This window comes from Thiohalocapsa halophila, assembly GCF_016583825.1.
GTDB lineage: Bacteria > Pseudomonadota > Gammaproteobacteria > Chromatiales > Chromatiaceae > Thiohalocapsa > Thiohalocapsa halophila.
This window is the reverse complement of sequence record NZ_NRRV01000003.1, coordinates 55206-80873: the sequence shown is the minus strand read 5'-3', so window position 1 is coordinate 80873 and position 25668 is coordinate 55206. Positions and strand designations below refer to the sequence as shown.

At 68.4% G+C, this 25668-nt stretch carries 26 protein-coding genes and 1 pseudogene; 22 read left to right on the top strand and 5 right to left on the bottom strand.

The window, feature by feature from the left end; translation table 11 throughout:
• Positions 1 to 426 precede the first annotated feature (426 nt).
• From CKO31_RS02235 to CKO31_RS02215, 5 genes are all read left to right on the top strand, one after another.
• Positions 427 to 945, top strand: a complete 519-nt coding sequence (locus CKO31_RS02235; RefSeq protein ID WP_200233649.1) for a DUF4124 domain-containing protein — start codon at positions 427 to 429, stop codon at positions 943 to 945.
• 415 nt (positions 946 to 1360) lie between these two features.
• Positions 1361 to 2443, top strand: coding sequence for a nitrogen regulation protein NR(II) (gene glnL / locus CKO31_RS02230; RefSeq protein ID WP_200233648.1), 1083 nt, complete (start codon positions 1361 to 1363; stop codon positions 2441 to 2443).
• A gap of 8 nt (positions 2444 to 2451) precedes the next feature.
• Entirely contained in the window at positions 2452 to 3888 is a 1437-nt protein-coding gene (gene ntrC, locus CKO31_RS02225) for a nitrogen regulation protein NR(I) (RefSeq protein WP_200233643.1), read from the top strand.
• Positions 3889 to 4006: 118 nt separating this feature from the next.
• On the top strand, positions 4007 to 4405 hold the full coding sequence (locus CKO31_RS02220; protein ID WP_200233641.1) for a hypothetical protein: 399 nt from the start codon (positions 4007 to 4009) through the stop codon (positions 4403 to 4405).
• A 425-nt stretch (positions 4406 to 4830) separates the two neighbouring features.
• On the top strand, positions 4831 to 6231 hold the full coding sequence (locus tag CKO31_RS02215; RefSeq protein ID WP_200233639.1) for a KamA family radical SAM protein: 1401 nt from the start codon (positions 4831 to 4833) through the stop codon (positions 6229 to 6231).
• A gap of 177 nt (positions 6232 to 6408) precedes the next feature.
• Here CKO31_RS02215 and CKO31_RS02210 read toward each other — a convergent pair whose 3' ends face one another.
• On the bottom strand, positions 6409 to 6633 hold the full coding sequence (locus tag CKO31_RS02210; RefSeq protein ID WP_200233637.1) for a hypothetical protein: 225 nt from the start codon (positions 6631 to 6633) through the stop codon (positions 6409 to 6411).
• Positions 6634 to 6874: 241 nt separating this feature from the next.
• On the opposite strand from CKO31_RS02210, the gene CKO31_RS02205 reads away from it, so the two are divergent.
• Complete coding sequence (locus CKO31_RS02205) at positions 6875 to 7348, top strand: tRNA (cytidine(34)-2'-O)-methyltransferase (RefSeq protein WP_200233635.1); 474 nt, start codon at positions 6875 to 6877, stop codon at positions 7346 to 7348.
• Between the two features lie 51 nt (positions 7349 to 7399).
• On the opposite strand, the gene CKO31_RS02200 is transcribed toward CKO31_RS02205, so the two are convergent.
• From CKO31_RS02200 to CKO31_RS02185, 4 genes are all read right to left on the bottom strand, one after another.
• Positions 7400 to 8413, bottom strand: a complete 1014-nt coding sequence (locus CKO31_RS02200) for an NAD(P)H-dependent glycerol-3-phosphate dehydrogenase (RefSeq protein WP_200233633.1) — start codon at positions 8411 to 8413, stop codon at positions 7400 to 7402.
• A gap of 9 nt (positions 8414 to 8422) precedes the next feature.
• A complete protein-coding gene (gene secB / locus CKO31_RS02195; RefSeq protein ID WP_200233632.1) occupies positions 8423 to 8914 on the bottom strand; it encodes a protein-export chaperone SecB in 492 nt (163 codons plus the stop codon).
• Between the two features lie 71 nt (positions 8915 to 8985).
• Positions 8986 to 9399 carry a rhodanese-like domain-containing protein gene (locus CKO31_RS02190; protein ID WP_242475074.1) on the bottom strand — a complete coding sequence of 138 codons (414 nt, stop codon included), beginning with the start codon at positions 9397 to 9399 and terminating at the stop codon, positions 8986 to 8988.
• A 149-nt stretch (positions 9400 to 9548) separates the two neighbouring features.
• On the bottom strand, positions 9549 to 9911 hold the full coding sequence (locus CKO31_RS02185) for an ArsR/SmtB family transcription factor (protein ID WP_200233629.1): 363 nt from the start codon (positions 9909 to 9911) through the stop codon (positions 9549 to 9551).
• A gap of 151 nt (positions 9912 to 10062) precedes the next feature.
• Here CKO31_RS02185 and CKO31_RS02180 point away from each other — a divergent pair, with 151 nt between their 5' ends.
• The 16 genes and pseudogenes from CKO31_RS02180 (at position 10063) to CKO31_RS02110 (ending at position 25518) form a co-directional block, all read left to right on the top strand.
• Positions 10063 to 11268, top strand: a complete 1206-nt coding sequence (locus CKO31_RS02180) for a murein hydrolase activator EnvC family protein (protein ID WP_200233627.1) — start codon at positions 10063 to 10065, stop codon at positions 11266 to 11268.
• Between the two features lie 176 nt (positions 11269 to 11444).
• Positions 11445 to 13064, top strand: coding sequence for a S41 family peptidase (locus tag CKO31_RS02175; protein ID WP_242475073.1), 1620 nt, complete (start codon positions 11445 to 11447; stop codon positions 13062 to 13064).
• Positions 13065 to 13122: 58 nt separating this feature from the next.
• On the top strand, positions 13123 to 13677 hold the full coding sequence (locus CKO31_RS02170; protein ID WP_200233625.1) for a DJ-1 family glyoxalase III: 555 nt from the start codon (positions 13123 to 13125) through the stop codon (positions 13675 to 13677).
• A gap of 16 nt (positions 13678 to 13693) precedes the next feature.
• Positions 13694 to 14803: an MraY family glycosyltransferase gene (locus CKO31_RS02165; RefSeq protein WP_200233623.1), complete on the top strand. Its 1110-nt coding sequence runs from the start codon at positions 13694 to 13696 to the stop codon at positions 14801 to 14803.
• 13 nt (positions 14804 to 14816) lie between these two features.
• Positions 14817 to 16694 (top strand): polysaccharide biosynthesis protein, encoded by a 1878-nt coding sequence (locus CKO31_RS02160; RefSeq protein WP_200233621.1) that lies wholly within the window; start codon positions 14817 to 14819, stop codon positions 16692 to 16694.
• Between the two features lie 541 nt (positions 16695 to 17235).
• A complete protein-coding gene (gene gspE, locus CKO31_RS02155; RefSeq protein ID WP_200233755.1) occupies positions 17236 to 18966 on the top strand; it encodes a type II secretion system ATPase GspE in 1731 nt (576 codons plus the stop codon).
• An 83-nt stretch (positions 18967 to 19049) separates the two neighbouring features.
• Positions 19050 to 19337, top strand: coding sequence for a FitA-like ribbon-helix-helix domain-containing protein (locus tag CKO31_RS02150; RefSeq protein WP_200233620.1), 288 nt, complete (start codon positions 19050 to 19052; stop codon positions 19335 to 19337).
• A 63-nt stretch (positions 19338 to 19400) separates the two neighbouring features.
• Positions 19401 to 19751 carry a PIN domain-containing protein gene (locus CKO31_RS02145; RefSeq protein ID WP_322789078.1) on the top strand — a complete coding sequence of 117 codons (351 nt, stop codon included), beginning with the start codon at positions 19401 to 19403 and terminating at the stop codon, positions 19749 to 19751.
• Positions 19752 to 19791: 40 nt separating this feature from the next.
• Positions 19792 to 21000 carry a type II secretion system F family protein gene (locus CKO31_RS02140; protein WP_200233613.1) on the top strand — a complete coding sequence of 403 codons (1209 nt, stop codon included), beginning with the start codon at positions 19792 to 19794 and terminating at the stop codon, positions 20998 to 21000.
• A gap of 104 nt (positions 21001 to 21104) precedes the next feature.
• On the top strand, positions 21105 to 21914 hold the full coding sequence (locus CKO31_RS02135; RefSeq protein ID WP_200233609.1) for a Uma2 family endonuclease: 810 nt from the start codon (positions 21105 to 21107) through the stop codon (positions 21912 to 21914).
• Positions 21915 to 22075: 161 nt separating this feature from the next.
• Positions 22076 to 22513, top strand: a complete 438-nt coding sequence (gene gspG / locus CKO31_RS02130; protein WP_200233608.1) for a type II secretion system major pseudopilin GspG — start codon at positions 22076 to 22078, stop codon at positions 22511 to 22513.
• 60 nt (positions 22514 to 22573) lie between these two features.
• Positions 22574 to 23062, top strand: a complete 489-nt coding sequence (locus tag CKO31_RS02125) for a GspH/FimT family pseudopilin (protein WP_200233607.1) — start codon at positions 22574 to 22576, stop codon at positions 23060 to 23062.
• A 35-nt stretch (positions 23063 to 23097) separates the two neighbouring features.
• A pseudogene (locus CKO31_RS26650) lies at positions 23098 to 23274 on the top strand (prepilin-type N-terminal cleavage/methylation domain-containing protein); the annotation flags it as partial.
• Between the two features lie 33 nt (positions 23275 to 23307).
• Positions 23308 to 23613, top strand: a complete 306-nt coding sequence (locus CKO31_RS26645) for a hypothetical protein (protein ID WP_242475098.1) — start codon at positions 23308 to 23310, stop codon at positions 23611 to 23613.
• A 14-nt stretch (positions 23614 to 23627) separates the two neighbouring features.
• Positions 23628 to 24458 carry a prepilin-type N-terminal cleavage/methylation domain-containing protein gene (locus CKO31_RS02115; protein WP_200233605.1) on the top strand — a complete coding sequence of 277 codons (831 nt, stop codon included), beginning with the start codon at positions 23628 to 23630 and terminating at the stop codon, positions 24456 to 24458.
• Between the two features lie 163 nt (positions 24459 to 24621).
• Positions 24622 to 25518 (top strand): type II secretion system minor pseudopilin, encoded by an 897-nt coding sequence (locus tag CKO31_RS02110; protein ID WP_322789075.1) that lies wholly within the window; start codon positions 24622 to 24624, stop codon positions 25516 to 25518.
• The last annotated feature ends 150 nt before the right edge of the window (positions 25519 to 25668 follow it).

The window sequence follows — 25668 nt, the reverse complement described above, 5'->3', positions numbered from 1 at the left end:
GATCGGTTGATTGTCGGGCTACGCCGTCGCTAACCCCGACCGATCCCTCGCGCGATCGCCGCAGCGACTGGCATTACTTGCCCAATCTCGCCATATCGGAGCATCGCTATCGGAGCACTGCCTCGGGCAGGATGCCCGCTTGCCCCCCTCGCCCCGGCGCGGCCACCTCCCTAGCCAACGGCTGCGCCTGCCCTTGGTCTCTGCGCGAGGGGCCTGCCTGCCACCGAGTGCCCACCGCAACGGCATCCGCTCATCCGGCTGCGCAGCCTGCCGATCCCGTCCGCCACCGCCGCGATGCCCGTCTCAGCTCGCGCCGTCTCGGCTTGTACGACCCGCCTGTGCTGGGTTAGAACGCCGCCGTGGGGGGCGAATCACCGCGCTCCACTTGCACAGCTGTCAATGACGCCGCGAGCCGCGGAGGCAATCATGCGCGCACCCCCGGCGATGCTCCTGCTGGCGCTCTTGGCGCCATTGGCCCAGGCACAGGTCTACCAGTCGGTGGGGCCCGATGGGCGCCCCGTGTTCACGGACAGGCCGTCGCCCAACGCGCGTGCGCTGGACATCCCGCTGCCGGGCGACGGCCCGGCGGAGGCGACGCCCCAAGCTGCTCGGTCCGAGGATGCCGGTTTCCTCGGTCCTTACGACATGCTCGAGATTGTCGCCCCCGCCGACGAGCACCGCATCCGCGATGCCGAGGGGGAGCTTGCGGTATCGCTCGTGATCTCTCCGGCACTGATGGAAGGGCACCGCTTGGTGGTGGAAGTCGACGGCGTGCCCGCCGAGGGCGATTTGCCGAGCCCCAGCCAAGTGCTCCTGCGGGGGCTCGCGCTGGGTACGCACCGCATCCGCGCCGTCGTTCAGGATGCCGCGGCTGCCGTCGTCGCGTCGACGCCGCCCATTCACGTCCACGTGCTCCCACCATTGCCTGAAGCGGCGAAGCCCTGATCAGGCCGGCCGCCGCCCGCGCTGCCCTGGAGCCGGCTGCGGCCATCCATCATCACGCCCCGCCCCAGAGCCCCAGAGCCGGAGCACGCCCGCAAGCTCGGGCGCTGCCCATGTCGGCGCGGATGCTCGCTCCTTGAGCCGACAAACAGCCCTGGTCTAGGGCGTCGTGCGCACTAACATTGTGCAAGCCCGCCAGGCACGCGAGGCGGCGGCGAGCGACTCGCCCGCTAGGCCGTGTCCTCGTCGGCGGATACCGGCAAGGATTAGGCTGGTGCAGTTCTTGCTTGATCTCAGTCCGCGCTGCCTTGGCTGCTCAAGCGGCCGGCGGCACTCGCGGTGGTTTCGCCGCCGACAATGGCCCTGTGCCCTTGCCGGCGGCGCACGCCGCTGCCCGTTCGCGGATCGAGTCAGCTCCATGAAGCAGAAGACTTTGGAAAACAATCAATTGGCATCTTCGATCCTGGGCAATCTGAACACCGCGGTGCTGTTGTTCGACGCGGAGCTACGGCTTTGTTACATCAACTCCGCCGGCGAGCTCCTGCTCGCCGTCAGCGCCAATGCCGTGCTCGGCAAGACCGCCGGTGACTTGGTGCCCTGTCCGGCAGAGCCCGTGGAAGAACGGTTAAGGGAGTCCCAGAAGACCCGCCAGCCCTTCACCGAGCGCGAAGTGGAGCTGCGCAGGCCGGATGGCGAGCTGATTCGGGTGAACTGTACGGTGCTGCCGGTGCACCAATTCGAGTCGGGTGCCGATCTCCTGATGGAGCTGCATCAGGTGGACCGGCAGATCCGCATCACCCGTGAAGAGCATCTGATCTCTCAGCATCAAGCCACCCAGGCGTTGCTGCGCGGCTTGGCGCACGAGATCAAGAATCCGCTGGGCGGGCTGCGCGGTGCGGCGCAGCTGCTGGAGCGCGAGCTGCCGAGTCAGGATCTGCGCGAGTACACACGCATCATCATCGACGAAGCAGATCGCCTCCAGGGGCTGCTCAACCGCATGCTCGGCCCGAATCAGCTGCCCCAGCTGCGCGAGGTCAACATCCACCATGTGCTGGAGCACGTGCGCAGTCTCCTCAGCGCAGAGTATCCGGGCGGACCCGCTATCGGCCGAGACTATGATCCGAGCATCCCGGATCTGCGCGCGGACTCGGATCGCCTCATCCAGGCGCTCCTGAACATCGCCCGCAACGGCGCAGAGGCAGCCGGCGACAACGGCGAGCTCAGCTTTCGCACCCGGGTGCTGCGGCAGTTCACGCTCGGCAACGAGCTGCACCGGCTGGTATTGCGGGTGGAGATCGAGGACACCGGGCCGGGTATCCCGGAGAAGCTTCTGGACCGTATCTTCTTCCCCATGGTGTCGGGACGCACCGGCGGCAGCGGACTCGGGCTCCCCATTGCCCAGGAGCTCATCAACCAACACGGGGGGCTCATCGAGTGCGAGAGCCGGCCGGGCAGCACCCGGTTTTTCGTCTACCTGCCCCTTGAGCCGAACGAAGACTGAGGTCAGCGATGACGAAGGTGCCGAGCGTTTGGGTCATCGACGACGACCGCTCCATCCGCTGGGTGCTGGAGCGTGCCCTGCGACAGGCGGATATGGATGTGACCTGCTTCTCCAACGGCGTGGGCATCATGGACGCGCTCAATCGCGACCGCCCGGACGTGATCCTGTCGGACATCCGCATGCCTGGGGTCGACGGCTTGGAGCTGCTCCAGCAGGTCAACAGCCGTTATCCGAGCCTGCCCGTCATCATCATGACGGCGCACTCGGATCTCGATAGCGCCGTCTCGGCCTTCCATGGCGGTGCCTTCGAGTACCTGCCGAAGCCCTTCGATCTGGACGAGGCCGTCGACCAGGTGCGCCGCGCCTGCCGGGCACAGGAGCAGGCGGGCGAAGGCGCCATATCCCTGGAGAACAGCCCGGACATCATCGGCGAGGCGCCCTCCATGCAGGAGGTGTTTCGCGCCATCGGCCGCCTGGCGCGCTCCAACATCACGGTGCTGATCAACGGCGAGTCCGGTACCGGCAAGGAGCTGGTCGCCCGCGCGCTGCACCGGCACAGCCCGCGCTCGGGCGCCCCCTTCATCGCGCTGAACATGGCGGCCATCCCGCGCGATTTGATGGAGTCCGAGCTGTTCGGCCACGAGCGCGGGGCCTTCACCGGCGCCCAGACCCGCCGGGAGGGGCGCTTCGAGCAGGCCGACGGCGGCACCCTGTTCCTAGACGAGATCGGCGACATGCCGGCGGAGCTGCAAACCCGGCTGCTGCGGGTGCTCGCCGACGGCGAGTTCTACCGCGTCGGCGGCTTGTCGCCCATCAAGGTGGACGTGCGCATCATCGCCGCCACCCACCAGCACCTCCAGGAGCACGTACGCCAGGGCCGCTTCCGCGAGGATCTCTTCCACCGGCTCAATGTGATTCGGATTCACCTGCCGGCCCTGCGCGAGCGTCGCGAGGACATCGGCCTGCTCATGCGCCATTTCCTCACTCAGGCGGCCCAGGAGCTGGGCTGCGAGCCGAAGACCATCGCGCCGGACGCCCTTGCCCACCTGGAGCGGCTCGATTGGCCCGGCAACGTGCGCCAGTTGGAGAACACTGCCCGCTGGCTTACGGTCATGGCCTCCACCAAGGAGATCCACGTCAATGACCTACCGCCGGATCTGTGCGAGTCGGAGGGTGCCGGCGGCAACGACGAGCAATGGGAGACAGCCCTGCGGGCCTGGACCCGCCGACGGCTGCGCCAGGGTGACGGCGCTATCCTGGAGTCGGCGTTGCCCGCATTCGAGCGCATCCTCATCCAAGTCGCTTTGGAGCATACCGGCGGGCGCCGCCAGGAGGCGGCCAGGCTCCTGGGCTGGGGGCGCAACACCCTCACGCGCAAGATCAAGGACCTCAATATGGACTTTGGCACGGGCAACGGCGGCGAGGATGACGAGGACGCCGCCTGAGGCCCGGGTGTTGAGCCGCGCCTGTGGGCCGTGTCCGGGTTGAATGCCGGGCCTTCGGCATCGACATCTCCCCATCATCGAGGCCGCCGCCACAGGTTCGTAGACAGTAAGAACAATCATGGACAGCAGCAGCATCCAGCTCGCCGACTCTCACATCGACAGCATCGAGCACACCGCGGAGCGCCTGCGGATTCACTTCTCGCGGGCCGTCATCATCAAGACCATGACCGGATCGGCCGAGAAGACACTCTGGTGGCAGAGCGGCGACTTGCTCTTGGATGCACCGGAGCTGGACGGGCCGGTGCCAGAAGGGCCGCTCGCCTGCGCGGGCGGGGACATCGATGACAACATCTACACCTACCGGGATATGATCCCGCTGCCTCTGTCCAGTCGGGGTGCTATCCGGGTCGAGCTGCACTTCCAAGGCGAGGCGCCGGATTTGGTGGCGAGCGGCAGCGCCATCGAGCTCAAGATGCACGACGTCCCCAAGTACCAACGCCACATCCGCGACGAATAGCCAGCGCCGCGGCGAGGGCCCACCACGACGGCCCACCAGCACGCAGCCACCACCAAGAGCCCGCCGCCCTGGCAACGCCAACCGGCCAAGCAGACCCCTGGACGGACGGCCGATCTCGACGCTGATAGCCGCGACTGGGAGTGTTGTCGAGCCAGAGGCTTGTGCTACCCTGTAGGGTCACATAAGGGACCCTCGCCGAGCGCTGTCACTGGATCGTGACAAAGCCTCGGTGAAACACGACTAGACTGCCTGCCACCCACCCGCCGTTTCGCGGGACTCCCGACACCTCGGGTTCGCACCGGGCACAGATCCGGCACCGCGGGTGCTCTCGAAGCCCACCACCGCAACGTCGCGCGCAGCACTGCGAGCACGCAGGACTGTCCGCTGCGGTCGCCGGGCTGACACTGCAGGAAGGAGAAACGACCATGACCGCAACAAACCTGCTCCAGACGGGCGAGATCGGTGCCAGTGTGCCCGAACAGGGACGGCCCTTCCGTGTCTACACACAGCGCGACCTCGATCGCATCACCGCGATTCGCCATCTACCGGCGGACCAGCGTTTTGCGATGAAGGTCGTCTCGACGGTGTTGCCCTTTCGGGTGAACGAATACGTCATCGAGCGACTCATCGACTGGGCCAATGTGCCGGATGACCCGATCTTCCAGCTCACCTTCCCCCAGCCCGGGATGCTGTCGCCGGAGCACTATGCGCAGGTCGCCGACCTGCTGCGCCGCGACGCCAGCTCCAACATAGGTCCAAGTACCGTGGAAGCCGAGCTCGATGCCACCGTGGCGCGGATCCGCGAGGAGCTGAACCCGCATCCAGCCGGTCAGCGCGAGCTCAATACGCCGCGCCTGCCCAACGGCGACGTGGTCACAGGCTTACAGCACAAGTACCGCGAGACGGTCCTGTTCTTCCCCAGCCAGGGGCAGACTTGCCACGCGTATTGCAGTTTCTGCTTCCGCTGGGCGCAGTTCGTCGGCGATAAGGAGCTGCGCATCGCCACCAACGAGGCCGAGGGCCTGCACGCCTACCTGCGCCAGCATCGTTGCGTCACCGACCTGCTGGTCACCGGCGGTGACCCCATGGTCATGAAGACCCGCCACCTTGAGACTTATCTGGAGCCCTTGCTCCACCGGGACTTCGATCATGTCCAAACCATCCGTCTTGGCACCAAGGCGCTGAGCTTCTGGCCCTATCGGTTCGTGACAGATCCGGACAGCGATGCCCTGCTGGCGCTGCTGGAGCGGCTGGTGGCCGCCGGCAAGCATGTGGCATTGATGGCGCACTTCAACCACTGGCGCGAGATGGACACGGACATTTGCGAGCGGGCCATCGAGCGCATCCGCGCCACCGGCGCGGAGGTTCGAAGCCAGGGCCCGCTGCTCGCCCACATCAACGACGACCCCGATGCCTGGGCGCCGCTCTGGCGCCAGCAAGTGCGCTTGGGCGTCATCCCTTATTACATGTTCGTGGAGCGTGATACCGGCGCCCACCACCACTTCAAGGTGCCGCTGGTGCGTGCTTGGGAGGTCTACCGCGAGGCGATCCAACAGGTGTCGGGCCTGGCGCGCACCGTCCGCGGGCCGAGCATGAGCGCCGGCCCGGGCAAGGTCGAGATCACGGGCGTCACGGAAGTGGCGGGCGAGAAGGTGTTCGTGCTGCGCTTCCTACAGGCCCGCAACCCGGACTGGGTCAACCGGCCGTTCTTCGCGCAGTTCGACCCGCAGGCGACTTGGCTGGATGAGCTCAAGCCCGCCTTCGGCGAGTCGGAGTTCTTCTTCGAGGGCGAATATCGCGAGCGCTGGACCGGCCTGCTGCACTGAGGCGGGGCCGCCGGAGGGCGCTAGCGCGGTGGCTCAGCTCAAAAAACCCCGCTGTGCCTAAGCCGCAGCGGGGTCTTTCGAGTCGTGCCGATCCCCATTCGCGCGTCTGCGCAAGCAGGAACGCAGGAACGCAGGTGTACGCGCTCGCGCAAGCGCGCGGCTGGGATGCGTGCTGTATCAGAGGCGGTTGGAGCCGACGATCTCGTGGGCGATGTCCACGACGCGATTGGCCATATCCATGTACTCTTGGCGGTAGCTCGCGAGCAGGCCCTCGCTGGAGGCCCAGTAATCCTTGCCGGACACGCCGTGCTCGTGCTCGTGATCGATGAACTGCTTCTGCATCTCCAGCATCTTGTCGATCAGCTCCTGCTTTTCTTGCTTCAGCGCAGCGATGTCGCTCATGGTCGTCTCCCCATCGGGTCTTCGGATGATTCAGCCGAGTCGGCCAGCGGCCAGGTGCGCTCTCGCTTGCTCTCTGGCGTGCGCTATCGGGCACACCTTCGGGCGAGCGCTCCGGTGCAGCTGTCCGGTCCGGAATATGCAGAACTATTAATATACCACGCTTTGGCGGATGATGGTCAATCGTCTAGCGCAGCACGGGCGCAGCACTTGGCACAGCCGCGGGGGGATGCCGCCGAGCCCCATGTTCCACGTCATTCTGCATCAGCCCGAGATTCCGCCCAACACCGGCAACGTGATTCGGCTTTGCGCCAACACCGGGGCCGCGCTGCACTTGGTCGGCCCGCTCGGGTTCGAGCTGGACGACCGACGCCTGCGCCGGGCCGGGCTGGACTACCGGGAATATACCGAGGTGCGGGTTCACGACTCCCTGGCGGCCTGCGCCGAGGCCGTACGCTGGCGCCGACTCCTGGCCTTCAGCACTCGTGGGCGAGCCCACTATGCCGATTGCCGCTACCAACCGGGTGACGCGCTGCTGTTCGGGGCCGAGACCCGCGGGCTGCCGCAGGCGGTGCTGGATGGGCTGGCGCCCGCGCAGCGGCTGCGCCTGCCCATGCGGCCCGAGAGCCGCAGCCTGAATCTGTCCAATGCAGTCGCCGTGGTGGTCTACGAAGCCTGGCGCCAGTGCGGATTCGCCGGCGCTGAGATCTGGCGCTGAGACCCGGTGCTGACAAGCGGCGTCCAGGCATCGTCCACGGCGATGGCTGACTCAGTGATCCACTTCGGACTTGCTGGCGCGCTCCAGGAGTCGTCGGGTGGCTTCGCCCGGTGTGCGCGACTCGTACAGGACGGCATGGACTTCATCGGAGATGGGCATGTCGACGCCATGCTTAGCGGCCATCGCATGCACCGCCCGCGCCGTCACCACGCCCTCCACCTCCTGGCCGATCTCCGCCATGGCATCCGCCGCCGGCTTGCCGGCCGCCAGCGCCAGCCCCAGGCGGCGATTGCGGGATTGATCATCGGTGCAGGTGAGCACCAAGTCACCAAGTCCGGCGAGGCCCATGAAGGTCTCGCGGCGGGCGCCCAAGGCTTCGCCGAGGCGGATGATTTCCGCGAGTCCTCGGGTGATGAGCGCGGCGCGGGTATTGGCACCGAACCCAAGCCCATCGGCGATGCCCGTGGCGATGGCGACGACGTTCTTGGCGGCACCGCCCACCTGCACGCCGACGAGATCGTTTTGGGTGTACGCCCGGAAGCGGGGCGCATGCACCAGGTCCGCAAGGCGCTGCGCATAGGCCGGGGCCGAGGCGGCGACGGCGATAGCGGTGGGCAGACCCCCGGCGACTTCGCGCGCGAAGGTGGGTCCCGACAGGATGCCGAGCTCCCGCGGGCCGAGCTGCTCCAGTGCCACCTCGTGCAGCAGCCGGCCGCTGTCGGGCTCGAAGCCCTTGGTGGCCCAGGCGAGGCCGAGGTCGGCGGGCAGCACCGGCGCCAGCTGGGCGAGCACAGTGCCGAAGAACTGGCTCGGGACCACCACCAGCACGGCCGTGGCGCCGTCCAGCGCCTCGTCGAGCGTCGCCATTGGGGCGAGTGCTGCGGGCAGGGGAAAGCCCGGCAGGAAGCTGCGGTTCTCGCCGTCGTGCGCCAGCGCGTCGATGTGGGCGGGATCGTGCCCCCACAGGCGCACGCCGTGACCGTTACGGCAGAGCAGCAACGCGAGCGCCGTACCCCAGGAACCGGCGCCGAGCACGGCGATCTGCTCCTGCGGCTGCTCGGTCATGACACCGCCTCAATGGGTGGTGGGCTGGCCGTCGCCGCCGGCGCCTTCCTGCTGCTGCTTCTCGGCAACCTTCTGGGCATAGATGGCGTCGAAGTTGATGTGCTGGAGCACCAGCTGCGGGAAGCCGCCCTTGGCAACCACGTCCGTGACCGCTTGGCGGGCATAGGGAAAGAGGATGCTCGGGCAGTAGACGTAGAACAGCGGCCCGTATTCCTGCTGCTCGAAGCCCTGGGCGGCGACGATACCGGCTTGCTGAACCTCCACCAAGTAGGCGGTCTTGTCGCCGGCCTTGGCCGTCACCGTGATGGTGAGCACGATCTCGTGCGTCTGCGCCTCTAGCTGGCTCACCTTGATGTCCATGTGCAGCGAGGTCTCCGGCTTCCACTCGCCCTGGAAGACCTCGGGGGCGTTCGGCGACTCGAAAGAGAGGTCCTTGATGTAGATCGTGCGCAGCGCGAACTGGCGCTCGGCGCCGCCCTGGGCTTGGGTGTCTTCGGCCATGGTCAGATGCTCCGGTGGCGTGCTCCGATTGCGGCGGCGGAACGCGAGCGCTTGCGCAGCGGCGAGCTGCCTCAGCGCTTCTTGCGTGTCAGCGGGAGGTTGGCGCTCTCCCAGGCGAGGACGCCGCCCTTGAGATTGTAGACGTCCGGGAAGCCCGCTTTGCGCAGCACATGGCAGGCGGCTTGGGATTGCGACCCGGAGCGGCAAGTGACGATGATGGGCTTATCCTTGTACTTGGCCAGCGCACCGGTTTGATTCTTGAACCCGTTCATCGGGATATTCGTGGCGTGCAGGATGTGGCCCTTCGCGAAGTCGGCGGCCGGGCGCACGTCCACCACGGCGGCATCTTGCTGGTTGATGAGCGCGGTGGCGGCCACTGGGTCGACGGAGCCTTTGTCACCGACCAGAAGGTTGTAGGTGAGCAGCCCGAGGATCACGCCCAGGGCCATGAACAACACCCAATGGTTGCCCATGAACTCGATCATCTGTGCCTGCATTGGGACGAGCCGTGCGGGTTGATCTCGGGCCTCTTGGGCGGCCCGAGCGGAATGGTTTTGCTAGGGAGCAGGGAGTATAAAGACGTGCGCGCGGGCCGTCATCTCGACCGCCGGTGCTGGCGGCCGGGGTTGGGCGCTCAGCGCGCGTGGTGGCAGAAGACTTCCCGCATCATGCCGATGAGCTGTAGCGTGCGGGCATCGCCGACACGGTAGTACACCCGGTTGGCGTCCTTGCGCGAGGCGAGGATGCCCTTGTCACGCAGGATAGCGAGGTGCTGCGAGATGTTGCTCTGCGAGGTGCCCACGTGCTCGACGATGTCCTGGACGCTCACCTCTTCGGCGCCCAGGGTGCAGAGGATTTTGAGCCGCAGCGGGTGCGACATGGCCTTGAGCGAGCGCGACGCGCGCTCAATGTCGGCATCGTCTGCGAACAGCTCGACATCGTCGTCATGGCGCGCTTCGTTCAGCACTGGATTGGGCGTGGCGGGAGCATCGGACATCATGGACTCGGATTCTATATCAATCCATCATCAAACGATAATAAACTTTCGGGTTGCCAAGCAGATCCCTGCCGGCGCGGTCCGCGGCGTATCCGCGGCTGCCGACACCAGGGCTCCAGGGCGCATGGGCGGGGTGGCGGCGGCCTGGCTAATGCTTGGCTTGCTCGCAGCGATGCCGGGCGCCGATGCGGCGGGCGGCGCCGGTGACGGCGCGGCGCCGGCGGCGTCCTTGCAGGGCCAGCCGCTGGAAGTGCAGGAGGCGGAGCTGCGCGCCGCCGAGGCTCGGCTTGCCGGCTTGCGCGAGACGCTCACGGACCGCGAAGCCTACCGGGACGCGCTCTACGCCGAGCTCGAGCGCAACGACCGCGATATCGCCGCTCTCGCCCGTACGGTGCGCGACCTCGCCGAGCGCCATGCCGACCAAAAAGCCCTGGTGGCCGATCTGGATGAGCGCCTGGCAGGGGCCCGCGCCGAGCTCGCCGCCGTGCGCCAGCAGCTCAGGGCGTTGATCCGCGCCGCTTACGCCGTGGGGCCTGGTGACCGGCTGCGTCTGTTGCTGAATCAACAGGATCCTGCGCGAGCCGGGCGTCAGCTCGGTTACTTCCGCGCTGTGGGCCGATTGCGCGCCGCGCGCATGGCGGACGTCGAGCGCCTGGGCCGGGCGCTGGCAGATCTGCGGCGGGAGGCCGGGCGCGAAGCCGATCGGCTGGCGGCTCTGGCGGCCCAGGAGCGCCGCACACAGACGGCGTTGCAGGCCGCGAGCCGGGCCCGCCGTGCCGTGCTCGCGGACCTCGAGACGGCCATTGCCGACGACCGGGCAGAGGTCGCCGAGCTGGACGCCAACGCCGCCGCCCTGCGCGCGGTGGTGGCCAAGCTGCGCGCGCGGGCCAAAATCGCCGACGAGATCGCGATCACCGAGGAGGCCATTCATCACCGCCGCGGCCAATTGCCACCGCCCATCACCGACGCCCGCCTGGTGCGCCCTTTTGCCGGCAAGGCAAGCCCTGGGGACTTGCATGCCGACGGAGTGTTGTTCGCCGCACCCGTGGGCAGCGAGGTCTTCCCGGTGCACCATGGCCAAGTGGTCTATGCCGACTGGCTGCGTGGCTTCGGCCTACTGGTCGTCGTCGACCACGGCGACGGTTACATGACCCTCTACGGCCACAACCAAGCGCTGCTCAAAGAAGTCGGCGAATGGGTGGATCCCGGCGATGTCCTGGCCCTTTCCGGAACCGTTTCCAGCACCGATATAGATCGCATTGACGCGGTTGTGGCGGCCGGGAGGCTATACTTCGCGCTTCGTCGCGAGGGTGCGCCCGTCGATCCGGCCCCTTGGCTGGCCTCGGACTCCGGCTGAGTGGCCGGATGCCGCCGCCACTTGGGCATGCACAACGGCTCGGGTGCACAACGCGGAACACCCGCGCCGGCCGCGCTTCTAACTCCGCACAGCATCGCCGAGACGCACGCCCTGCGCCGCCGGCGTGACGAGATTCAAACTGACCTGACCAGCACCAGATGCGCCCCGAGACGCCCATGTCCCAATTATCCCATCGCGCGCCGGCCGCAGCCCTGGCTGCCCTGCTCGGTGCGCTCACCGTGAGCGCCCTGCCGCTGTCGGCGGGCGAGACGCCCGCGCGCCCCACCCCAGCGCGCGCGGGCCAAGCCCCGATGGACACGCCGTTCACGACACAAGCGCAGGCAGCGCCGCATCAGCCACCGGCACCCGTGGCCCCGCCAACAGAGCTGCCGCCGGCGGACGCCGCCGATGCACCGGCCGCTGATGCCAACGGCCCGAGCGACGCGAAAACCCCCGCCAGCCCGGCTGTCACCGAGCAGTCGGACGACGGCGAGGCGAGCCCGAGCGATGCGCCCGAGGATGGCGCTACGGATGCTGCCGACACGGAAGATACCGCCGCAGACACGGCCGCCGAGGACGGCAACACCCTGCCGCTGGACGATCTGCGCACCTTCGCGGAAGTCTTCGGCCGCATCAAGAGCGACTATGTCGAGGACGTGGAGGACCGCGAGCTCCTCGCCAGCGCCATCCGCGGCATGCTGGGGGGTCTGGATCCACACTCCTCCTATCTCGACCCGGATGCCTACCGCGAGCTTCGCGTCGGCACCACGGGGGAGTTTGGCGGCCTCGGCATCGAGGTTGGCCTGGAAGACGGCTTCGTGAAGGTCATCGCTCCCATCGACGATACCCCGGCGGCCCGGGCTGGCATTCGCGCCGGCGACCTGATCGTGCGCATCGACGGCAAGCCCGTGAAAGGCCTGAGCCTGAGCGAGGCCGTCACCATGATGCGCGGCAAGCCCGGCTCGGAGATCGAGCTGACGGTGGTGCGCGAGGGCGAGGGCAACCCGCTTCAGGTCAGCATCGTCCGGGATGTCATCAAGGTCGCGAGCGTCAAGAGCCGTACCCTCGACCCCGGCTACGGCTATCTGCGGGTCTCCAACTTCCAGGCCGGCACCACCGAAGACCTGCTGGAAGCGGTCGCCGAGCTCAAGTCCGACAACAGCGACGGTCTCAAGGGCGTGGTGCTGGACCTGCGCAACAACCCCGGCGGTGTCCTCAACGCCGCCGTCGGCGTCAGCGACGCCTTCCTCGACAGCGGCCTCATCGTCTACACGCAGGGCCGCGACGAAGACAATAAGCTCGAGTTCAAGGCCGGCCCCGACGACGTGCTCGACGGAGCGCCGCTGGCGGTGCTGGTCAACAGCGGCAGCGCGTCGGCGTCGGAGATCGTCGCCGGCGCTTTGCAGGACCAGGGCCGCGCCGTGATCATGGGGGAGAAGACTTTCGGCAAAGGCTCGGTGCAGACCATCGTGCCCATCGACGATCGCACCGCGCTCAAGCTCACGACGGCACGCTACTACACACCGTCCGGGCGCTCCATCCAGGCGCTGGGTATCGAGCCGGACATCGAGCTGGTGCGCGGCAAGGTCGCGCTGGAAGACGAGCCGGACGTGGCGCCGCTCAAAGAGGCGGACCTCATGCGCCATCTCGAAGACCCTGAGAACGGCGAGGCCGTCGGCGAAGGCGAGCAGGACGACGATGCGCCGCTGGTGGCCGAGGACTACCAGCTGGCCGAGGCGCTCAATGTGCTGAAGGGGCTGAACCTCTTCCGCGGCGCCGCGGCCAAGCGCGAATGATCCCCCGTCCGACCCCCACAACAGCCACGACCGCCGCAGGCGGAGGAGGCGATCCGCAATGACCCGGGTATTGGTGCCCCTGGCCCAAGGCTGCGAAGAGCTCGAAGCCGTCACCATCATCGACCTGCTGCGCCGCGCCGGCATCGAGGTGATCACCGCCGGCCTGGATGCAGCGCCGGTGCAGGCGAGCCGCGGCACGGTGCTCGTGCCCGAGACCACCTTGGACGCCGTCGTCGGCGAGGACTTCGACATGGTGGCGCTGCCCGGCGGTCTGCCGGGCGCCACCAACCTGAATGCCGATGAGCGCCTGCACCGGCTGCTCGCCCGCCACGCCGAGCAGGGCCGTTGGTGTGCCGCCGTTTGTGCAGCACCACTGGTGCTCGCCGACGCCGGCCTGCTGGAGGGCCGCACGGCGACGAGCTTCCCCGGCGCGCTGGACACCGATAAGCACCCGGGTATTCGCCTCAGCGAGGAGCCGGTGGTCACCGACGGCAAGGTGGTCACTTCTCGCGGGCCGGGGACGGCGATGGACTTCGCCCTGCACCTGATCGAGCTGCTGGCAGGCCGGGCAGAGCGCGACACGGTGGAGTCCAAGCTGATGCGCCCGCACTGACGCGGCGGGGCGGTGCATGCAAGCCCACGCGGCGACCCTGTCTTCGGCGGTGGCACCCGACACGCTATTGCCGCTCGCTATCGGTATCGCCGCGCCAGTGCTGGCCTTGCTGGTAGCCGCGTCTGTGGTTTGGCTGCTGCGGCGCAACCGGCTCTTGCTGCTGCGCATCCTCGATCAGCCCAACGAGCGCTCCCTTCACCAAGCGCCGGTCCCGCGTACGGGCGGCGTCGGCGTCTTGCTCGGCGCCGCCGGCGGACTGGCGCTCACCCTGCCCTGGCTGCTGGCCCCCGCTGCCGGCTGGTCTGTCGCGTCCCTGGTGCTCGCCACCGCCCTACTGGCGGGCGTGTCCCTGTTGGACGACCATCACCACGTGCCGGCGCGCTATCGGCTCGCGGCACAGCTGACGGCCGCGGCTCTGGCGCTGGTCGCGGGCGTCGCCTGGCGCGCGCTCGGCCTCCCGGGGCTCGGCGGCTTGCTGCTGCCCGGCTGGCTGGCGCCGGCCCTGACCCTCGTGCTGATTGTCTGGATCATCAACCTGTACAACTTCATGGACGGCATGGATGGTCTCGCCGGCGGCATGGCGGTCATCGGCTTCGGTGCACTGGCGGTGCTCGGCATGCTCGCCGGCGCGGCGGACTACGCCCTGGTGGCAGCGGTCATCGCCGCTGCCGCCGGCGGCTTCCTGGTGCACAACCTGCCGCGGGCCGGGATTTTCCTCGGCGACGTCGGCTCGACGGTGCTCGGCTTCTGGGCGGCCGTGCTTCTGCTCTGGGGTGCCGGCCGCGGCCTGTTTCCGCTTTGGCTCGGCCTGCTGGTCTTCTCGCCCTTCCTGGTGGACGCCACCTGGACCCTGCTGCGCCGCCTCGCACGGGGTGCGCCCGTGTGGCAGGCCCACCGGGAGCATCACTACCAGCGCCTGGTGCTGGCCGGTTGGTCCACGCGGCGAACCCTCTTTTGGGCCTATGTGCTGATGGGAGCCGCCGCGGCCAGCGCCATCGGCGCCCGCGATCTGACGGCGCCGGAGCAATGGCTGCTGCTTGCGGGCTGGGCCGGCCTCTACGGTCTGGTGCATCTGCGGGTCGACTTGGTCGAGCGTGGTCAATCCGCGGCGCCGGACCGACCCTGAGGATGCCGCCGCGATGACGCCCTGGGTGGATCGCCTGCGCTCGCGCACCGCCGCCTTCGCACACGACCTGCTGATGGTGCCGGTGGCCTGGCTGCTGGCCTACTGGACCCGCTTCAACTTCGAGCACATCCCGGCGGAGTTCCTGGGGACGGCCGTGCAGATGCTGCCGGTGGTGATGGCATTGTGCGCCGTCTTGTACTGGACCTTCGGGCTCTACCGCGGCGTTTGGCGCTTCGCCTCCCTGCCGGATCTGCTGCGCATCCTGAAGGCCGTTGCCGCCACCACGCTCGCCGTCGTGGTGGTGTTGTTCGTCATCAATCGCAGCGCGAACCTGCCGCGCTCGGTGCCGCTGTTGTTCCTGCTGTTCCAATTGGTGCTGCTCGCCGGCCCGCGGGTGCTGTACCGCTGGCTCAAGGACCATCGCCTATCCCTCGGCAGCGGCGAGCGGGTGCTGATCGTCGGCGCCGGGCGCGCCGGCGAGATGCTCGTGCGCGACATGCGCCGCGCTGGTGCGCGCCGCTACGAGCCGGTGGCCTTCGTCGACGACAAGCTCCGCCGCCATGGTGCCGACATCCATGGCGTGCCCATTCGCGGCGGTACGCAGCTGATCCCGGAGCTGTGCGAGCAGCTCGCCATCGATCTGATCCTGCTCGCCATCCCCAGCGCCACGACGGCGGAGATGCAGCGGGTGGTGGGTCTGTGCGAGGCCGCCGGCAAGCCCCTTCGCACCGTGCCGCAGCTGGAGAGCCTGATGACCGGCCAGGTCAGCATCAACCAGCTGCGCCCCGTCTCCATCGAGGATCTGCTTGGCCGCAACCCGGTGACCCTGGACTGGGCCGGGCTGCGCGACGGGCTCGCGGACCGGGTGGTGCTGGTCACCGGGGCCGGCGGCTCCATTGGCGCCGAGCTCTGCCGGCAGGTGGTGGCGGCGGCGCCGCGACGGCTGCTGATGCTGGACAATTGCGAGTTCAACCTCTACCGCATGGAGCAGGAATTCGCTGAGTACCATCCGACCCTGGGCCTCGGGCGCTATCTGCTGGATGTGGGCGACCGCACCGGCGTCCATGCCCTGTTCGCGCGCGAGCGCCCGCAGATCGTCTTCCATGCGGCCGCCTACAAGCATGTGCCCCTGCTGGAAGACCAATTGCGCGCGGCGGTGCGCAACAATGTCCTCGGCACTGGTGTCGTCGCCGAGGCTGCGCGCCGTCATGGTGCGGAGCGCTTCGTGCTCATCTCCACCGACAAGGCGGTGAATCCGGCCAACGTCATGGGCGCGAGCAAGCGCGCCGCGGAGATCCTCTGTCAGGGTCTGGCGGCGGGCTCGAGCACGCGGTTCATGACCGTGCGCTTCGGGAATGTGCTTGGCTCTGCCGGCAGTGTCGTGCCCCTGTTTCAGCGCCAGATCGAGCGCGGCGGACCCGTGACCGTCACCGACCCCGACGTCGAGCGCTACTTCATGACCATCCCCGAGGCCTGCCAGCTCATCATGCAGGCGGCGGTCATCGGCGCCGGCGGCGAGATCTTCGTGCTGGACATGGGGCAGCCCGTGAAGATCCGCGACATGGCCGAGCACATGATCCGCCTGGCGGGATGCGAGCCCGGCCATGACATCGAGATCCGCTACATTGGCATGCGTCCCGGGGAGAAGCGCTTCGAGGAGCTGTTCTACGACGTCGAAGCGCTCGCCGAAACCCTGCACCCGAAGATTCGTATCGCCCGGCGCGAAGCCGCCGACGCCGATGCGGTCGCCGCTTGGCGAGCCGGCTTGGAAGCCTGTATCGAGCAGTGCGACACTGCGGCACTCACGGCCCGTTTGCGGGAGGTCGTTCCGCAATGGCAGGCCGACGCCGCACCGCGACCCGTGGAAATGCCCGAGGCGACTCATGTCTGATGTCCTCCATCGCCGGCAGCGCCAGCAAGACCGGCCCCCCGCGGCCACCGATCCGATGTTCGACGACGATCTCGACATCGACAGCATGTCCGACGCCGGCGCCCCCCCGGAGCCGAGCATCGATCTGAACCTGGACTTCGAGGACGAGCTGCTGGACGCCGCCTCGCTCGAAGCCCGAGAGGCCGAGTACCGCCAGCGGCAGGCGCAGCGGCGCGCCAACACAGGATCGGCGCCCGCTCCCGCGACGCCGGATGCGCTTGTCGACCCGGCCGGGCCGCCGCCCGAGCCGACCGAGACCGCCGACGCGGATCTCGCGGAGCAACCGGCAGCCGCTGAGCTGGGACTCGCCCAGGCACAGGCCGGGGCGGCGGAGCGCACTGCGCTGCAGCCGTGGCATCAGCCCGATGAAGGTCAAGCGCCCGCCGAAGACGCGGGCGGCGAGGTCGCCGAGGCGCCGTCGGTGGCTGTCGACCACGCAGCGCCGGCGCCGGACCTCGGTGCCGGCACAGCACCGGGCCAGCAGATCGCGGCAGAGGGCGACATGCCGGCGGCCATGGCTGGCGTCCCGGCCGCGGCCGCGGATACGCCGGAGGCGGGCGTGATCGCCTATCTGCGCAGCCACGGCAAGCTCTCCGACGGCGATCTGGCCCGTGCCCGCAAGCTCGCCGACGACGGCGCCGAGCCGTTGCGCACCATGCTCGTGCGCCTCGGCCTGGTGTCGGACCGCGACATGGCGGCGGCCTATGCGGCGGTGCTGGATCTGGACCTTATCGCCGCCGAGGACTATCCGGATGCCCCGGTGGCGGAGGACGAGCTCAGTCTGCGCTTTCTCAAAGACGTGCGGATGGTGCCGCTGCGCGAGCACGCCGACGCCCTGGAGCTGGCGGTCGCCGACCCGGTGGACGACTCCGCCGTGCGCGCCGTGGAAATGGCGGCGGGGCGGCCGGCGCGGCTGCGCGTGGGCCTGCCGACGGAGATCGAGGCGGCGCTGGAGCGCCTGTACGAGACCCCCGAGCCCGCCGAGGCGGACGCGGACATGGATGCCGACCTCGGCAACTTCTCCGAAGAGGACATCGAGCACCTGCGCGACCTCGCCAGTGAGGCGCCGGTGATCCGGCTGGTGAACCAGATCATGCAGCGGGCGGTGGAGTCGCGCGCATCGGACGTGCACATCGAGCCCTTCGCCGATGAGCTCAAGGTGCGCTACCGCATCGACGGCATCCTCAAAGAGACCGAATCGCCGCCGGTGCGCTCCACGGCCGCCGTGATCTCCCGCATCAAGATCATGGCCAAGCTCAATATCGCCGAGCGCCGCCTGCCCCAGGACGGTCGCATTCCGCTGCGCATCCAGGGCAAGGAGCTGGACCTGCGCGTGTCCACGGTGCCCACCATGTTCGGCGAGAGCGTGGTCATGCGCCTGCTGGACAAGGAATCCGTGCGCTTCGATTTCGATGCGCTCGGCTTCGACGGCCCGCCGCGGGAGCGGGTGCTCGAAATCTTGGAGCAGCCCTACGGCATCTTCCTGGTCACCGGCCCCACGGGCAGCGGTAAGAGCACCACGCTCTACACGGCCCTGTCGCGGCTCAACACCGAGGCGCGCAAGATCATCACCGTCGAGGACCCGGTGGAATACCAGGTAGCCGGAATCAATCAGATCCCCGTGAAGGCCAGCATCGGCATGACCTTCGCTCATGCCCTGCGCGCCATCGTGCGCCAGGACCCGGACGTCATCATGGTGGGCGAGATGCGCGACCTGGAGACAGCCCGCATCGCCGTGCAGTCCGCCCTCACCGGCCACGTCGTGCTGTCCACCCTGCACACCAACGATGCCGCCAGCGGCGTCACCCGCCTGCTGGACATGGGTGTGGAGGACTACCTGCTCACCAGCACCATCAACGGCATCCTCGCCCAGCGCCTGGTGCGCCGGCTCTGCCCCGACTGCCGTGAGCCCTTCCGCCCGCGCCCGGAGATGGCGGCGCGCTTCCTGAGCCTGCCCGGCGTCGACGAGTCCGATCTCATGCTCTACCACCCGCGCGGCTGCGACGCCTGTCAAGGCAGCGGCTACCGCGGCCGACTGGTCATCGCCGAGGTGCTGGTGATGACCGACCGCATCCGCCAGGCCGTGCTCAACCACGCGACGGCCACCGAAGTCCAGCGCATCGCCATCGAGCAGGACATGCTCACCATGTACCAAGACGGCCTACGCAAGGCCGCCGCCGGGCACACGACCGTGGAAGAGGTCCTGCGGGTGGCGTCCGTGGCGGATGACTGATGGATTGGCAGCTGGACGTGCAGCCGCGCGGGGGTGCGATGATGCTGTGCCGCCATCAGTCTGCTTGTCGAGGAAATGATTGCATGCAATCATTCGCGGTGACGAACGGCGTAAAGGGCCTTGTCATGACCAGCATCACGGTACGCAACCTGTCCGAGGAAACCAAAACCAGGCTCCGCCAGCAGGCGGTCGCCAGCGGCCGAAGCCTTGAGGCCCATGTGCGCAGCCTGCTGGACCAGGCAGCAGGCGCGCCGCAACCCACGTCTGCCGTACGCTTTCCGCACGACCTGATCGCGCTGCTGGAGCCCGGTGCGGATATCGAGCCCCTGATTGCGGAACAGCACGAGCAGCAGAGTCCCGTCGAGCTGTGATCCTGCTCGACACGAACGTGCTCTCAGAGCTCACCAAGCCACGGCCAGCGCCGCAAGTGGTCGATTGGCTGGCGGAGTAACGAGCCGCACCTCAGCTTGCCGAGCGTCGCCTTGGCGGAGCTGCGCTATGGCATCGAGCGTCTGGCCGAAGGCAGGCGCCGCCTCAGTCTGCTGCGCTTCTGGGAGGAGACGCGGCGGCGATTCGCCGGCCGCACCTTCGCATTCGATGTCCCGGCGGCGGAGCGCTACGGCTTTGCCGTCGCTGCTGCGGAGCGCGCCGGGCGAAGCGTCCGGGTCGGCGACGGCCAGATCGCGGCCATCGCGCTGGCGCAACGCATGGCGGTTGCCACCCGTGATGTCGAAGATTTTCGGCCGACGGGTGTCCGACTGATCAACCCGTGGGACGTCCGGTAGCGCGCTGGCGCCCACAGCCGAGCAGCATTGCTGCACCGACATGCCCCGCTATTTCTACAAAGCAGTCAAGCTCGACGGCGAAGAGGTCGAGGGCGAGCAGGAGGCCCTGGACGAGGGCGCACTAGTCGCCCACCTTCAGGCCGAAGGGCTGATCCCTCTACAGACCCGCTCCGCCGGCGGCCTCACGGCGACGCTCGCACGGCGCCGGCGCAAGCGCCTGTCGGCCAAGGACGTGGAGATCGTCACTCGCCAGCTGGCGACGCTGCTGCAGGCCGGCCTGCCGCTGGACCGTGCGCTGACCGTGCTGGCCGGGCTCACCACAGAGGAGCATGTGGTGCGGGTGCTAGCGGACCTTCAGGACCGGGTCCGCGGCGGCTCTACCCTGTCCACGGCGCTGGAGGCCCAGGACGGCCAGTTCCCGAAGCTCTACGTCAACATGGTGCGCGCCGGCGAGGCCAGCGGCGCCGTGGACGAGGTCATGCTTCGGCTCGCGGACTACCTGGAGCGCAGCGCCGAGCTGCGCGGTACCGTGACCTCGGCCCTTGTCTATCCGTCCATCCTGCTCTTCGTCGCCGGGCTGTCGGTGATCCTGCTGCTGGTATTCGTGGTGCCGCAGTTCACCGTGCTGTTCGATGACATGGGTGCGGCCCTGCCGCTGCCGACGCGCATCGTCGTCGGCGCCGGGGAGATCGTCCGCGGCTACTGGTGGGCGCTGCTGGTGGCTGTGGCCGTCATCGCTTTGCTTCTCGAGCGCTGGCTCATGAATCCGGACAACCGACGACGCTTCGACTATTGGGTCATGGCGCTGCCGCTGTTGGGTGATCTCATCTGGAAAATGGAGACCGCCCGTTTCTGTCACACCCTCTCGACCCTGCTCAAGAACGGCCTACCGCTGCTCTCCGGTTTGAATTTGGCGAAAGAGGTGGTGGACAACCGCAAGATCGGCGAGGGGCTAAACGAGGTTGCCGACGGCTTGAAGCACGGCCGCGGCCTCGCCGAGCCCATGGCCACCCGGCAGGTGCTGCCGGAGCTGGCGTTGCAGATGATCCGCGTCGGCGAGGAATCCGGCACCCTGGATGCGATGCTCGCCAAGGTGGCCGACATCTTCGACCGCGAAACCCGCGCCAGCGTGCAGCGCATGCTGACCCTGTTGGAGCCGGTGCTGATCATCGGCCTCGGCATCGTCATCGCTGGCATCATCGTGTCCATCCTGATGGCTATTCTGGGCGCGAACGAGCTGGTGCTCTGACCGCTGCATCGCGCATGAAGCGCGCCAGCGCGGCGGCGCGCGAGAAAACCTCGTTGCTATACTGAGGCATACATCCACCCCGACTGGAGCCTGGAGGCAGTGCCATGCAGCCGCATGCGATCTCCGTCGAGCACGAATCGGCGCCGCCCGGTTGGCGCGAGGTGCCGGTGCGCCGGCCGGACGGCTCCCGCGGCTATCGCGAGGAGCCGCTGCCGCCGGACGCCTTCCTCGACCCGCAGGAGGGCGACCACTTGATCCAGGGGACGGAGCACGACTTCTGCGTCATCGACCTGGCCGCGCGGCTGCGCCATCACTTCCGCAACGACCCGACCCGCGCGGTCTACAGCGACGTCAAGATCAAGTGGGGCATGCCCGGCCTCAAGGAGCCGGCCCCCGACGTCGCCGTGATCCCGGACATCCGGGATCGTGATCGACCACGCCAGGCCTTCCATGTGCCCACGGAAGGGACACGGCCGAGCCTGGTGATCGAAGTGGTCTCCCCCTACCAGGACGGCGATGAGACCGACAAGGTCGAGATCTACCGCCGCGCCGGTATTGCCGAATACCTGATCGTCAAGACCTTCGAGCCGGTGGGCGTCGTCAATTACTCCGTGCAGGGCTACCGCCTGGTGGACGCTGGCTACCGGCCGATGCTGCCCGATGCCCGCGGCCGTCTGCTGAGCCGCGCCACCGGGCTCGAGTTTGCCACCGAGCCCGGCCACCGCGGCGTGGTCATCGTCGAGGCCGCCACCGGCGAGCCGCTGTTGGGCGCCGCGGCGCTCGAGCAGCGCTGGCGGCAGGAGGCCGAGGAGCGCAAGCAGGCCGAGGACCACCTTCAGCAGGCCAAGGAGCGCGCCGAGCGTTATGCCAAGCGCCTGCGGGAGCTGGGCATCGACCCCGAAGGCAACGACTGAAGCCCGCACCCGTCGCTTGGGCTCGTCGGTGAGAAGCACGCCCCGCTCCGTTGTCGGCAGGGCGTCTACCGGCGCGCGTTGTATCATCTCCCGCATCGCCGCTCGCGCGCAGCCGGCTCTGCCCGCGCGCATGACAATTCCGACGCATTGAGGAGACAACGATGTTCAAGCGCACATCGCGCCACCCGCGCCGCAGCGCTGGCTTCACCCTGGTGGAGCTGCTGGTGGTGCTGGCCATCCTGGGCCTGTTGGCCGGCCTCGTCGGCCCGCAGGTGATGAAATTCCTCGGCACCTCCAAGACCAAGACAGCGGCGCTGCAGATCGAGGACCTCGCCGCGACCCTGGATCTGTACCGGCTGGAGATCGGTAATTATCCCGAGAGCCTGGACGCCCTGGTGCAGGACCCGGGTAACGCGCCCAATTGGAACGGCCCCTATCTGCGAAAAGGCGAGGTCCCTAAGGACCCCTGGGGCAACGAATACCAGTACCGCGCCCCGGGCCAGCACGGGCCTGTGGATATCTGGTCCCTGGGTGCCGATGGCCAGGAGGGCGGCGAAGGCGAAGACAGCGACGTCACCAGCTGGTCTCAACGTGCCTGAATCGGGTGTGCCTGAATCCGGCGCGCCGCGAGCCATCCCCGTCGGCGCCCTTGCGGGCTGATGCGAGCCCCGACGTCGCAGTGCAACCGCGTCGTCGGGCGCTCCGCCGGCCGAGGCTTCACCCTAGTGGAGCTGCTGGTGGTGCTCGCCATCGGCGGCCTGCTGCTGGCGGTGACGCCGCCGCTGATCACGGCGGTCATGCCGGGAGTCGAGCACAAGGCCGCCGCGCGCCGCACCGCGGCCGGGCTGCGGCTCGCCCGTGAGATCGCGGTCGCCCAGGGCCGCGACGCCGCCTGGGTGGTGGACGTGGAGCAGAACCGTTACAGCATCGAGGGCGATTCGCGTGGCGGTCGTCTGCCCGGCGGCCTGGATCTGGAGCTGGTGGCCGCGGAGGAAGAGATGCAGACCGAGTCCGTCGGCGCTATCCGCTTCTACCCCGACGGCAGCTCCTCCGGCGGCCGGGTGATCCTCAAGCGCGGCGACAGCGGCTACCAAGTGGGCGTCAACTGGCTGACGGGGCGGATTCTGATTGCGGAGTGGGAGGAATGAGGGAAGTTTGAAGGGTGAAGTTTGAAGTGAGACGCATGACGACCGGTGGGCGGCAATACGAGTGCGGAGTACGGAGTACGCAGTACGGGCGGGGCTCGCGACAGGCCCGAGGTACTTCGTACGCCGTACTCCGTACCACGCGAGGTCGGCGCCGCGCTCAGGGCTTCTCCCTCCTCGAAGTCCTCGTCGCCTTCGCCATCCTCGCCCTCAGCCTGGGTGTGCTGATGCAAATCTTCCAGCGCGCCATGACCACGACCGCCTTGAGCAGCGAGTACAGTCGCATCGTCGCTCTGGCGGAAGCCAAGCTCACCGCCGTTGGCGGCGATATCCCGTTGGAGGAAGGCGTCCATACCGGTGATCCGGAGAATGGCATGGATTGGATCGTTAGTATCCAGCCCTATCAGCCCGAGGGCTGGCTGGGCGGGGATTTCGCCCCGCCGCTGACGCCTCTGCAGGTCACCGCGGTGGCCTCGCTCCCCACCCCGAACGGCGCCCGTCAGGTGACGCTGCGCTCGGTGCGGCTCGCCGAGCCGCTGACGCCCGGCCTTTGAGCCGCGTGTCGGCAATGGCTCCCGCGCAGCGACACAGCCGGCGGCGCTCGCCGCGGCGCTCGTTCCGGGGCTTCACCCTGGTGGAGCTGCTCATCGCCTTGGTGCTCATCAGCGTCATCACCGTGCTCATGTTCTCCGGGCTGCGGCTCGGCTCGCGCGCCTGGGAAGGGGTCGAGACCGTCTCGGATCGGGTCAACGATCTGCGTGTGGCCCGCAACTTCATCGAGCGCACCCTGCGTCAGGCACGGCCGGCGAGCGTCGTCTTCGATGGCGAGCAATGGCCCATCTTCGCGGGCGATACAGAGGGCCTAGAGCTCGCCGCGCCTTTGTCCGAGCATGTGGGCATCCCGGGGCTCTACATCCTGCGCCTGGTGTTGGAGCCCGCCGGCGAGCACGACCGCCTGGTGCTGGTGCGCTGGCTGCTGCATCCGGAGGTGCTCGAGGGCGGAGACGACTATCCGCCCTGGGAGCCCCTGTTCGAGAGCGGCGCCACCCTGGCCGATGCCGGGCCGCTGGATAGAGACATCGCGGCCGGCGCCTATGGGCGCACCGTGCTGCTACCGCAGGTGGAGACCTTCGAGCTCGCCTATTTCGGCGTCCCCGAGGGCGAGACCGAGCCGGAATGGCTGGAGGAGTGGGCCTACCAGCGGCGCCTGCCGCACAAGGTGCGCATGGCGCTCAGCACACCCCGTCAGGACTGGCCCGACGCCGTCCTGGCCCTGCCAGACGGTGAGGCCGTGCAGCTCGGCGAGGTCGGCGTGCGGCCGCTGCGCCCCGATCAGGCAGCGCCGACGACGCGCGGCCGCCAGCCCGCCGAGGCACCCGGCGAGCAAAGCTCGGAGTAAGCGCATGCGCGCTCAGACAGTAGCGCCCGTGGCTGCGGGATCGCCCCCTGCACTCCGGCCCCCGCAACGTTTGCCGGCCGGGACCGGGCGCGGGCCGTGCGATGGTGTAGTCGCCCGTCGCCCGAGCGCTCGCCGGCGATCTCCCCAACGGGGTATCGCCCTGGTGCTGGTGCTCTGGATCATCGCCCTGCTCACCATTATGGCGCTGGGGCTCACTACCACCCAGCGCACCGAGACCGCACTGACGCGCAATCAGATCGACGCCGCACGCTTTCGCGCCCATGCCGAGACCGCCCTGTCGCTGACGGCGCTGAACCTCCTGTCCACGCCGACGGAGGCGACCGACCCGGGGGCCGTTTGGCTGCCGAATGGCACGGCCTACCCCCTGATCGCCGACGGCGTCGAGCTCAGCGTCACCCTGACGAACGAGGCCTCCCGCATCGACCTCAATGCCGCCACCCGGGACCAGCTGGCAATGCTCATCGAGCTCGCCCAGGGCGAGGAGGGCTTCGACGAGGTCCAGCGCGATGCCTTGGCCGATGCCATCGTCGATTGGCGCGACCAGGACGACCTGGCCCAGCTAAACGGTGCCGAGGATGGCGATTACGAAGACGCCGGTCTGCCCTATGGCGCCGGCGACGGACCCTTCAACAGCGTCGAGGAGCTGCGACAGGTGCTGGGGATGACCCGCGAGCTCTACCAGCGTATCGCGCCGCATTTGACGGTGCATAATGAGACGGGCCGGGTGGAGCAGCGCTTCGCCGCGCCGGAAGTGTTGGCTGCTATCCAGGGCATCGCGCTGGAAGACGCCGTGGATCTGGTGACCCGCCGCGACCAGCCGCTGCTCCCTGACGGACAGCAGATGCAGTTCGGCAACCGCGGCGGGCCGCTGTACCGCGTGCGTGTCGCGGCGGAGCGCGGCGACGGCGGCGGCCGCCGCATGGAGGCCCTGCTGCGCGTCCAGCGGGGCGGGCAGCCGCCCTACCAGGTGCTGTGGCGCAGGTTCGGACTCCTGGCTCCGAGCAGTGCGCCGGCCACAACGCCCGCCGCGGACGAGTGACGGACGGATGCAGATCCGTCGCGCTATTCTTCCGGGCACACCTGTACACGGCAACAATGCCCATTGAGGCACAATAGAGTCTTCCCGAACCCTATGATGCCAAGTCTCTACAGCGGGTGCTGCCGCAGGTCGCCGCGCGCGGCGCCGTCG